The sequence below is a fragment of the Thermodesulfobacteriota bacterium genome (genome assembly GCA_035559815.1).
Taxonomy (GTDB): Bacteria; Desulfobacterota_D; UBA1144; order Nemesobacterales; family CSP1-2; genus DATMAT01.
In genome coordinates, this window is record DATMAT010000020.1 from 49,772 (window position 1) to 60,675 (window position 10,904).

The following is a 10,904-nucleotide window of genomic DNA, read 5'->3' on the forward strand; positions in this document are numbered from 1 at the left end:
GAAGATACATAATTGTTTCCCGGTTAACGAGTTCGTAGGTCAAAGTGTTATCTCGTTAATAGGATAACAAGCTAACTCGTTAACTGAATATCTATTCGTGTAAATCCGTGTTCATTCGTGCCAGATTTATTTCGTCTTTTTCAAGCCCAGAGGTCCGATTTTGTCGTAGTCCATCCCCTTGTACATAGTAACTTTTTCCGATATCTCCGACATAATTTGAGAAGGACTGTTATATCGGAAAATTTCTTTCTGAAACCTGTTTCCAAGAAGTGTGAGTATTTCCCAATCCGGTTTGGCATCTCCGGGTGGGTAGATTGCTTTCTTGACTCTCTGCACCCTTCCCCGGTCGTTGGTGAACGTTCCGTCCTTTTCATAGGGACTGGCCCCGGAGAGGATTACATGAGCTAGTTTAACCGTCTCCGTGAGCTTAAAATCTTGAACTGCAAGGAAAGAGAGCCTGGATAATGCCTCGGTTATTTTATTCTTTTCCCCGTCGGAAACTACATCGAAGAGGTCTTCACCCACAACATAGAGCGCTCTTATTTTTCCTTCTAGAATAGATTGCACTATCTGTCTTAACCCACTTGCTAACCCTAAATCCTCTACTCCGGCGCTGTTTGGAAATGTGTCAGAACTCAGCAGGCCAAACTTCTTTTCTCCTTCTAATCTGCCCGTATTTGACGCGATATTTTTCACATCCAAAAGTTGGGCGAGTCTTTTGAGGAGGTAGAGTTCCTCGTTCGTCAAAAGGGGCGACCCGATGATGGCCACTGATTGGGGAGACTCTTCTTTTATACTATTTATCTTTTCCACTACTGTGTCCAGTGCTTTATCCCAGGTAGTGGCTTCAAAGCCTTCTCCGACCCTGATTATCGGCTCTTTCAGCCTTTTTGCATTTTGAATCTCTTTAAACCCGTATCTGCCCCGGTCGCATATCCAGTACTGGTTGACCTCCAGGTTTACCCTGGGTCTTATTCTTGCAACTCGACCTTTTCTGGGGTCAACTCCCACCGTTATATTGCATCCGTTGCTACAGAGGGGACAAACGGAGTCGGTAAATTTCCAATACCATACCCGCTCCTCATGAAGGGTGTCTTTGTCGAGAAGGGCGCCGACCGGACAAAGGTCGATTACGTTTCCGGCCAGGTCGTTGTCTAAGGTCCTGCCGGGGAAAATGACGATCTTTTTCCTGAACCCGCGCGACTGATAACCAAGCTCGCCGGTCTTGGTGACCTCTTCGGTGAACCGAACGCATCTAGTGCACATGATACAGCGATTGGGGTCGTACATTATCTTGTCGCTGAGGTAGTACTTTCTTCTTACCTTTTTCTCCTCGGGCCCGTCAAAGCGGCTATAACCGGGGCCGTGTTTGAAAGTGGTGAGCTGTAAGGGACATTCTCCGCCCTTGTCGCAGATGGGACAATCCAGAGGATGGTTTATGAGCGTGAACTCGACTGTAGCTCTCCGCGCTTTGATCGCCTTTTCGGTGTTGGTTTTTACTATCAGCCCTTCTCTCACAAAGGTGTTGCAGGCGGGCATCACCTTGGGAACGCCTTCCACCTCCACCAGACACTGCCGGCACTGGGCCACGATGCTTAGGGCCGGATGGTAACAGAAATGGGGAACATCGATTCCAATTCTGGCCGCCGCTTGAATAAGATTTAAACCGTCCTCGACCTCGATTTCCTTTCCGTCTATGGTGAGCTTGGGCATAAAGTTCCTTGTTATGAATGGGTAAAAAGATTGTATCTGACCCACTCTTCATTCGCAAGTTTATGCGGGCCACGGAGTGATAATTGGAATCAGTAATTTCTTCAACTTTATTTAACGTAATAATTCTAAGTTCGGCTGCACGGAGATTACTACAAGTTAAAAGAAGTTAAATTTTATAATCATGGAAAATTAAAAAGGTAGGATTTTTGCCTAAGTATCCTCGTTTGTGGATCTATTTTCATCTGTTAATTTTTGTTTCTTCCCTTCTTGATCTTCTCTAGTAGGCTTTGTGTCTTCTTCTTCATCATCATAAAAGTCCTTGTCCAGGGTTTGTCTCAGCTCGTCCTTGGCTCTCTGTAGCTGCCTCATACCCCGGCCGATTGTCCTGGCGATCTTGGGGATTTCCTTCGGCCCAAGAACAAGTATGGCAATTAAAAGGATTATCAGTATCTCACTGGTACCGATGCCGAACATTGTATTTAGAATAGAAATATTTGTTCGCCGAGTTTTATAAAAAGCTAGCACATCAGGCATGATTGTTCAAATTAATACTAATAAGGTACTGAGGCAAAATGTATGGTACTATAAACCTTTCGTACGATACTGGAAATTCTCCAGTGGCTGACGGGATAGCCAGTCGATAATAAAAAATTAAAGGGGGGAATAATAATATGAAAGCGATAATTTATCACCAGTTCGGCGGCGTCGAGGTGCTCAAATACGAGGACGTACCCAAACCGGAGGTCGGGGATAACGAGGTTCTCGTCTCGGTAAAAGCTGCCTCCTTGAACCAACTAGACCTGCGCTTGAGGTCCGGAAAATCTCCGAGACCGGTTGACCTGCCTCACATCGGCGGGGTGGATATTGCCGGAGATGTGGCGGAGGTAGGGAAGGGGGTAACTGATGTTAAAGTGGGAACGCGTGTGGTTGTGGACCCAACAGTGAAAGCCGGTGAAACGGTAAAGGTTGTTGGTGTCAACCTGTATGGCGGATTTGCCGAATATGTGAAGGTGCCGGCAGGAAATGTTGTTCCTATTCCGGACAATCTTTCGTATGACCTTGCTTGCACCCTTCCTATCTGTTATGTGACCGCCTGGTACGGACTCTTTGACCGGGGGAACCTTAAGCCCGGTGAGACGGTGCTTGTCCATGCGGCAGGGAGCGGAACCGGGAGTGCGGCAATCGAAGTAGCAAAGTTATCCGGGGCCTATGTTGTTGCCACAGCTGGTACAGACGAGAAGCTAGCCAAAGCAAAGGAGCTGGGGGCGGACGAAGTCATTAATTACAACACGTCTGACTTTGCGGAGGAGGTCAAGAGAATAACGAATAAGAGAGGGGTGGACGTAATTTTCGACCAGATCGGGGGGTCGGTGTGGGATAAAAACCTTCAGTCGCTGGCTTCACAAGGGAGGTTACTCCTGGTGGGGGTTGTCGGCGGGGGGACCGCTTCGGCTAATCTAGGCCCAATCATTGTAAGGGATCTTTCCATAGTAGGGGTGACTGTATTCAATGCCCCTCGCCGGGATTTGGAAGCTGTAGTGAAGTTGACCGCTCAAGGAAGACTCCGCCCGGTGATCGATAAAAAGTTTCCTCTAAAGGAAACGGCCCATGCACAAAAGGTTCTTGAGGATAGAAATCAGTTCGGAAAGGTCATTTTGAACCCATAAGACAATATGTTGAGCCACAGATTGACACAAATGGACACGAATGGATAGAAAAATCCTTGAATGCTATTAGTTTATTCGTGATAATCAGTGTTAATTCGTGGCAAAACATCATGATTAGATTGGGCTTGCCAGGATCTCGGCAATCTTCGGGAAGATGTACTCGGCCACATCCCTACGTGAACCGCCCCCGGTTATGATCAAATACCTCCCCCGACAAAGCTCCTCGGCGCATTCTTTTACCTCTTTTACTAACTCGATGAAGAAATCCGGGGTGAGCCCGATGTCTCCATAATCACCCTGGCAGGTGTCATGGCCGAGAAAATGGAAGATCATCTCCGGTTTAAACATTCTGGCCCTAGGCATAAATTCCTTTCTTACGAGATTAATATAATGGGTGTCGGTTGAAGTCCAGCCCACGCCGACGCACACGTTACTCTCATCTACATAAGATGAATCACAAAAACATACATGGAGTAAAGACTGGTCGTTCTTGAACATATCTCTGTCCCCGTCTCCGTGATGGCAATCGGTGTCCAATAAGACGAATTTTTCTGCTCCCATCGATCTTCTAACCGTATGGACGGCCGGAGCAACACAATTTATATAGGTTCCGCCCCAGGCGTAGGTGGGTCCGGCATGATGACCGGATGCGCTGTTAAAAAGAAGCCCGTTCTTCAGCTCACCGCTCATTATCTTCTCGGTCGCGGTCACACAAGCCCCGGTGGAATAAAATGCGTTCTTGCCGTAGGGCTTTTTCTTCAAGTTCTCTACCATCTCTTTGGTGTGGAATTTCAAGACCAGGTCCTCGGCTACAGGCTCGTGCTCGAATAATTTAACGTTGGGTAATTTGAGTACGTCGCCAAGCGCTTCGGGGAAGTTAATAAACTTTGGCCCCACTACCGGGCCCGGGCTCGTCTTGAATATATGGCTGTAAAATATTCCGGTGATCATTTAATCCCCCCTGAAGTCTAATTGGATAAACAATAACAAAAATTTGTCTTTGATGAAAGGAGTCGACCGGAATGAAAATAAGGGGATGAGCAGGTCCGCTTGTGCCCTTGTCCCAGATAGGGACGGGAGAATGGTAGAACAAAGCCCGACCAATGATGACACGGGCATATAAAAATAAATAGGTAGCGAAATAGAAAAATTAAGGGAAAGCATAAGGAGTTTTGATTATAATATTTAGAGCAATTTATCATAAACCAGGTAGATTAGAGTATGGAGTAAAAAACGATGCCCCAGAATCCATATTCCAAATTCACTAAAGAAGAATTGATTCTTCGCGACCGACTGGCTGTAGACCGAACTATACTGGCTAATGAAAGAACATTTCTTGCCTACATCAGGACGGCGCTGGGCTTTTTTGCCGCCGGGGTGTTTGCCATTAAATTTTTCGACTCTATCTCGATTGAATTAGTTGGGTGGGTATTCGTTCTGTCAGGGATAATTACATTTGTGGTAGGGTTAAGGAAATATAGAAGGTTGAAAAGGCAAATTGCTTTATCTACCCAAGAACTTCTCGAAAAGAAGCCATAAGAGGAGATAAGTCAAAGGGATTAACTCCCAACCTTTTGGAAATCTCGCGCGAGCCGATTCTTCCGCCTTCTCGCCATATTTTACGGATAAAATTTCCAGCCTCTTTCTCCCTCCACCACTGCTCGTCAAAATTCTCTCTCAGGTAGTTTCTGAACGAAGCCTCGATTACGATCCCCTTAAGACAACTAGCCGTGTATAAATAGGGTTTAACGTCGATAAGATAGTACACCTCATCTTGTTCACAGAACAGGGCGTTTTGAAGCGTTTGTTTATATAAATCGGACTTAGTCTTAAAATCCTCGTCTTTGTGGAGGGCCATTTCATAGATTAGTTTTCCAGCGTAATATCTTATCTTCGTAAGCTGCCTGAGGTACAAGAATCTTATGAAGTCGATATGTAAATCCGCTTTCAAATATTTTTTCAGCCATTTAGGCTGATAAATAAGGTTATTGAATAGATAGGCATAGATTTCTACGGTCGTTGATTCTCTCAGATGCTTGAACTCAAAATCATCGCCATCTTCGACGTATCCATAGCAAAGCGCACTACCCAGGCCGTAGAAGAAAGATTCATAGTCTTCGACCCCTCCTACAGGATGGATGGAGAATGTTATACTTCGTGGTGGCTCTATCGGCATGCAAAAAGGCTCTGTGGTTTTTCCTCTTCTCGGTTCGATGTCTGATTTTATCTTTTCGCCAGTCTCTACATCCATCTCTCCGAGGATGCTTTCAGCAATTGCTCTAAAATTCGTTTTTGGAAAGTTTGCTCTTAGCTCGAATGAATTGAATAGATAGTCCAGGTCGTAGCTCTTGGCGTCTTTTAGCTTTAATTCCATTTTCTTGGAAAGAAACCAGGATAGAAAATCCCGATAAATGTACTCGGTGTCGTTTAGAAAGGCTTTTGCTTTTTCTTCAAGCTGGGTTAAGTTTAGCTCTTCTATCTCATCGCAAAGTCCTTCATAGCTCGAAAACCCAAGCTCCGCTGCTGAGGTGTGTGCGTTATCATATAACTCTAGAAATAAGGGGTTTAGCTTCAATACCACTTCCCTTCTTTTTCGCTCTATTTCCTCTCTTCTTGCTCTTTTCGGTTCTTTTTTCATCTCGGCACGGGCTGACCGAAAGGGGATGGCTGTCCGTTCAACCTCGATGGATTCTCCGCCCTCCGTGGTCATAATTTTATCGACCAGCCTTGCTGTTTTGCTTCCGATGAAGGAGCGGACCAGAAAATTTAATAGTAAGGGCACGCTGCAGGTTACATCGGCATTACCTTCTTCTTTATTTGCTGGAGATATATTTTTTAATGAAAAGTATAGTTCGGGTTCTCCAAGGTCCGGATATGATTTATAGATCGACCTGGTGTTGATGTCTTTTTTCAGTCCGGAGAGATTTGAGTAAAGCTCTCCATATAAAGCCTTTAGAAATCTCTCACCCTGTTTTCTGATTTCGTTGATTGTTTGTGCACTCATATCGGACTTAAATATATCTTATCGTATGGCCAAAGGAGAAATGTTAAAAGTATTAGAGTTAAGAGGGCAGGTGATAGAATATCCCCATCCGTATTTCTATTATATATATATGTTAAGCTAAAAGAAAAACCATTTCTCAGGCGAGGGCTGAATCTCCAGTATTAAAAAATCATGTCGTCTTATTAGGTGGTTAATACCGTGTTGAGGTACAGGCACGGGTTTAGGCGAAGATCCAAATTGCAGGGAACGCATATATGCGTTCCTTACTTTCATGATGGCGCCTTTGCGGTATCCCTGATTAACCGCTCCGGGGTTTTGATGAAGAATGAAAACATAGAGGCGGCGTAACAGAAGAGGATAGCAAGAAGAAAGGGATAAAAGTAGCTGCCGGTGATATCGTGTATATATCCAGCGATGAGCGGCCCGCTTATCGCTGCGACTGAATAGGAAGTGCCGAAGAACCCGTATATCGTCCCCAAGGCGCTTAGACCGAAGAAATTTCCCAGAAGCGAGGGGAAAATGGGAACTGTGCCGCTATAAAAAAATCCAAACATTACTCCAAAGAGATAGAAAGCCCACACTTCCCCGAAACTTAGCAGAAGAAAAATAGAGCTTCCTTGAAGGAGGAAGCAGATGAATAGAACCTTCCGACTCTCTATAACCTCGGTAAGAAGCGCCGAAAGAATCACTCTTCCGAATAGGCTCCCCAATCCTATGGCCGCGGGGGCACCCGCTGCAACTAGGGGTGGAATTCCCAAGTCTATGGCAAAGTTAAAAAGGTGGACCACTACTATTAAAAAGGTGGTGAAGGCGAGAAAATACATCAGGTAAAGTAGCCAGAAGGTGGGCGTGGCTATTGCCTCGAGCGCTTTCCAGTCGTTATTGCCATTTGATCTCTTTTGCGAAGCGTTCGGTTCCTCCTCTTCTTCCGCGCCGTAGGGCTTCAGGTTTTTGTCCTGGGGATATCCCCTGAGCACGAGGGCGGAGAGAACGGAGACCATTATAATACCGGCAAGGGCAAAGAAGGCATTTCTTAACCCGAATGAGGAGATGAGCCATGCGGTGAGCGGGTTCGTAATCAGCCCGCTCAATGGAATACCGGTAGTAATGATGCCGATAGCCAAGGTTCTCTTCTTTATGAACCACCTACTCACCAGTGCAACGCAGGTGATGTAAAGTACCCCGTCACCTAGTCCGATGATAAATCCATAGGTCACGTACAGTTGCCACCCTTCAGTAACCAGTCCGGATAGAAACACTCCCAGTGCGGCGATAGCTCCTCCGCCAAATACCACCGCCCTAGGGTCGTACTTATCTACCAAGCGGCCGGCTAAGGTTAGGGAGAAGGCAAGCACGAATGACCTAAAGGAAAACAGGGAAGACCCCATAGCTCGGGAAAAACCGAATTCCTCGTTTAGGTAAGGCAGGAACACGCCAAAGGAATAAAGAAGGACGCCGTCAAGAATGATTAAAATTAGAGAAGCGGCTACAATGTACCAGCCGTAGAAAATTTTTCTTCCGAACATAGGTTCTCCTTGGATTTATCTGTAATTCGGCACAGATTGTAAGTTTTGGGTTCCTTCTAGCTTAGCATAATGACCTGTTCTGAATTATACAACTTAAGGAATGTAAGCATACCTGAAAATGTCTTAAAAGGCTCGGTAAAGTGTATAAGGATAGGGAGAATAAGCAGGTCGCCGGATGCAGGAGACTAGGTGGGTAGATAGGTTAAAAAGCGTGGGCCAGATTAGAACGAGGAATCCCTTAATTGAGTCTCTCTTCAAACTATGCTTCGATTTATTTGACTTATTCTCGGCTAACTTTGATGTGCAATCGTTGAGCGCTAGTTGAAAAAATGGGCCGACGTTGCTAAGATTTCTTAAAGCTAACCTTTTGGTGTCTTACCAAGAGGCAAAAAGGAGGATGGATGGAAAGGTCGAGTACTTCCTTTACTCAAGCCGACTTGCTGGAGTTTAAAAGCGGGATCGCCAAATATGTCATACTGTCAATAATCACTCTTGGTATATTCAACCTCTACTGGCAATATAAACAGATGCGGTTCGTGAATACAGTAGCCGGGGAGGAGAGGTTTTCATTTGTTAGGTATTTGATTTTTACGATTATCACCTGCGGTATCTATCATCTTTACTACGAATATGTGATGGGGCGTGAAATCACTATGTTGCAGGAAAAACATGGATTGTCCAAGAGTGAAGACCTGCCTGCTATAAGCATTGTCCTGGCCGTTCTCGGCCTAACCATCGTCACCGATGCTATTCAACAAAGGGAGATTAACATGATGGTAGATAAACTTTCGTTGAAGACTGCTTGACAATGAAAAGGGATGTCATTCCCGCATGTATTTAGCGGGAATCCACAATATTTGTTAAAGACATTTGGGTATGACAAAGAGTAAGATATTAGTAATGTGAGTGAATGATGCTTGTCAACCTGAGGAGAGTTACAAAATTTTATTCTCTGCTCTCGCTTAACTTCGGTTCTTTACTTCTTATCTCGTGGTTTGGGCTTTTTTTAGTAATTCATTTATTTGGACTTTCCAGGGATGAAGCAATCGAGCATCTCCCCATTTTCTGCCTGTTTAAGGCTATTACCGGGATTCCCTGCCCTGGGTGCGGTATGACCAGGGCTTTTCTGGAGCTGGCGAAGGGAGACTTTGTTACTGCTTTTCAACTAAATCCTTTAAGCATTCCGTTCTTCCTGGTTTTAATTTTTTCCGCTTTTAAATTCCGTCTGCCGGTTTCAGGTGAGATTAGGAGCTATCTCCTTGGTTTTGTGCTGTCCGTAATTCTGGCTTGGTGGTTCTGGGCGAGGTTAGTACCGGGTGTTTTTATCTAAATCCTACCTCGGAGAGTCCATTCATGAGATGACATGCTAACCAAAAAGTAATGGAAAGCACCTCTCATTTATCTCTTGTAAGGAACGCATATATGCGTTCCTTACATTTCTAAATAAAAATTCGTAGTTGTTCCCGGCGCAGTGCATTGCTCGTAATGTTTGCAGATCAAGGGTTACGCGGTCTCCTGGATAGAGCTCCTGGACAGGCTTGATTTAATCATTTAGGCCAAGTATCTGGCGTATAACGCTGCAAAATGTATTATGTGGGGGAATATTTGTTGTTAGCTAGACAGAGTGGTAATGGTATTTTCCATTTGGTGGTCACTGGTTTGACCATATAATTAAACAACAAATGACAAAACGAAGGAAGCTTTTAATTCTTACGTTTATATTCTTTTTCGTTACTGCGGTGATAGCCTGGTTTATTTACCCGGCATTCAAAATGTATCTACTCTATACCCGTTTGGGTGCTGAAGGTTTGACGGCCGAGGCTAGAATATTAAGAAAAGAAACCAGGACTAGTCCGTCCTTTCTGGGGATCTTTGATTCTCGCACTAAGAGACATTTGATGCAGGTAGAATTTGAAGACCTCGGTGGGAATTTCAATAACACTCTACTGGACGTATCGAAGACGTTTTATGACCGGCACAAGGTAGGCGATTTTGTACGAGTGCTGTATTTGAGAGATGATCCCGGACAATGCAGACCGGCGGCCTTTGTAGAGAGCACCAGGTACATAAGCAAGGTCGTTGTTATATGTGGACTGGCGGTATGGATGTTTGCTGCTGTATTACCGGCAGTAGTCGGGGTCTTTTCAATCAGCCGTTCGGAAAGAGCAAACGAAATAAGACTAGACATAGAAGAGGTGAGATGTCCGGAATGTGGTTTGCCAATGAAAGAAGGATACATTCCTTTGACATCGGGCATAAATTGGCGTTATAAAGACGAGCCTATAGGTTTACTCGCTGTCTTTTCCGGACTCCCGGGAACGGTCTGGTGGAATCCGTTTAAAAGACCTAAGCTTCCCGGATTTCGCTGTGCGAAATGTAAGGTTATCTTATTCAAGTACGGGAAGTAGTTCTCAAGTTGCATTAGAGATTGATTTTATGATTCTTTTTCGGTTAACATATATCGTCCAAAGTTAGAATTTTATCTCAATAATTCACTTCAATAATCCAAAATCCATTTAAGGAGAGAAATAATAAAATGGCTGATATCTTAGATACTACCGATTTGTTGACCAGGATAAAGGAGGGAGTGAGTAAAGGGGTGAGAATAGTGAATATCCGGTCAAAAGAGGCTTATGAGACCCTGAAAATCAAGAGTGAGATACAATCACTCAACAAACAAAGGAGAAAAGCCATCGAGGACCTAGGGAGTAGTGTCTATCGGTTGTTTAAACATAAGAACAGCATCAGTGAAGAAAGCATAAAGACTAAGTGCGTTGAGATAGCCAAGATAGAGGAAAGGATAGGGGAGTCGGAAGAACAGCTTAGGCTCGTCCATGAAAATGCACAGAAGGAGCTTGGCAAATTAAAAGCGATAGCGAAACCTAGGGTGGTTGGCACCTGTGAGTGTGGCGCCGAGATATACGAGGGCTCCCAGTCCTGTAGCAGGTGTTTTCGTAAAGTAGAGCTGTATAAATGATGATTTTTCTTCGATTT

11 protein-coding genes are annotated in these 10,904 nt (G+C 44.7%); 6 read left to right on the plus strand and 5 right to left on the minus strand.

Features of this window, described 5'->3' with window-relative positions; genetic code table 11:
- Nucleotides 1–126 precede the first annotated feature (126 nt).
- Together VNN20_04850 and tatB are read right to left on the minus strand one after the other, a co-directional pair.
- A complete protein-coding gene (locus tag VNN20_04850) occupies nucleotides 127–1,713 on the minus strand; it encodes a molybdopterin-dependent oxidoreductase (protein ID HWP91507.1) in 1,587 nt (528 codons plus the stop codon).
- A gap of 210 nt (nucleotides 1,714–1,923) precedes the next feature.
- Nucleotides 1,924–2,187, minus strand: coding sequence for a Sec-independent protein translocase protein TatB (gene tatB / locus VNN20_04855; GenBank protein ID HWP91508.1), 264 nt, complete (start codon nucleotides 2,185–2,187; stop codon nucleotides 1,924–1,926).
- A 197-nt stretch (nucleotides 2,188–2,384) separates the two neighbouring features.
- Between tatB and VNN20_04860 the strand changes: the two genes are divergently transcribed.
- Nucleotides 2,385–3,380 carry a zinc-binding dehydrogenase gene (locus tag VNN20_04860; protein ID HWP91509.1) on the plus strand — a complete coding sequence of 332 codons (996 nt, stop codon included), beginning with the start codon at nucleotides 2,385–2,387 and terminating at the stop codon, nucleotides 3,378–3,380.
- 114 nt (nucleotides 3,381–3,494) lie between these two features.
- Here the strand turns inward: VNN20_04860 and VNN20_04865 are convergent, their stop codons facing one another.
- Nucleotides 3,495–4,331 (minus strand): hypothetical protein, encoded by an 837-nt coding sequence (locus VNN20_04865; protein ID HWP91510.1) that lies wholly within the window; start codon nucleotides 4,329–4,331, stop codon nucleotides 3,495–3,497.
- Between the two features lie 285 nt (nucleotides 4,332–4,616).
- On the opposite strand from VNN20_04865, the gene VNN20_04870 reads away from it, so the two are divergent.
- Nucleotides 4,617–4,919, plus strand: a complete 303-nt coding sequence (locus VNN20_04870; protein ID HWP91511.1) for a DUF202 domain-containing protein — start codon at nucleotides 4,617–4,619, stop codon at nucleotides 4,917–4,919.
- Here VNN20_04870 and VNN20_04875 read toward each other — a convergent pair.
- The gene (locus VNN20_04875; GenBank protein ID HWP91512.1) at nucleotides 4,888–6,384 is read right to left on the minus strand and encodes a hypothetical protein; all 1,497 of its coding nucleotides are present in this window, start codon (nucleotides 6,382–6,384) and stop codon (nucleotides 4,888–4,890) included. The genes VNN20_04870 and VNN20_04875 overlap by 32 nt on opposite strands.
- A 269-nt stretch (nucleotides 6,385–6,653) precedes the next feature.
- A complete protein-coding gene (locus VNN20_04880) occupies nucleotides 6,654–7,910 on the minus strand; it encodes an MFS transporter (GenBank protein ID HWP91513.1) in 1,257 nt (418 codons plus the stop codon).
- Between the two features lie 401 nt (nucleotides 7,911–8,311).
- On the opposite strand from VNN20_04880, the gene VNN20_04885 reads away from it, so the two are divergent.
- The 4 genes from VNN20_04885 to VNN20_04900 all read left to right on the plus strand — a co-directional run bounded on the left by VNN20_04885 (nucleotide 8,312) and on the right by VNN20_04900 (nucleotide 10,887).
- The gene (locus VNN20_04885) at nucleotides 8,312–8,716 is read left to right on the plus strand and encodes a DUF4234 domain-containing protein (protein ID HWP91514.1); all 405 of its coding nucleotides are present in this window, start codon (nucleotides 8,312–8,314) and stop codon (nucleotides 8,714–8,716) included.
- A gap of 104 nt (nucleotides 8,717–8,820) precedes the next feature.
- Nucleotides 8,821–9,240: a DUF2752 domain-containing protein gene (locus VNN20_04890; protein HWP91515.1), complete on the plus strand. Its 420-nt coding sequence runs from the start codon at nucleotides 8,821–8,823 to the stop codon at nucleotides 9,238–9,240.
- 352 nt (nucleotides 9,241–9,592) lie between these two features.
- On the plus strand, nucleotides 9,593–10,318 hold the full coding sequence (locus VNN20_04895) for a PF20097 family protein (protein HWP91516.1): 726 nt from the start codon (nucleotides 9,593–9,595) through the stop codon (nucleotides 10,316–10,318).
- A gap of 128 nt (nucleotides 10,319–10,446) precedes the next feature.
- Nucleotides 10,447–10,887, plus strand: a complete 441-nt coding sequence (locus tag VNN20_04900; protein HWP91517.1) for a hypothetical protein — start codon at nucleotides 10,447–10,449, stop codon at nucleotides 10,885–10,887.
- Nucleotides 10,888–10,904: the final 17 nt, after the last annotated feature.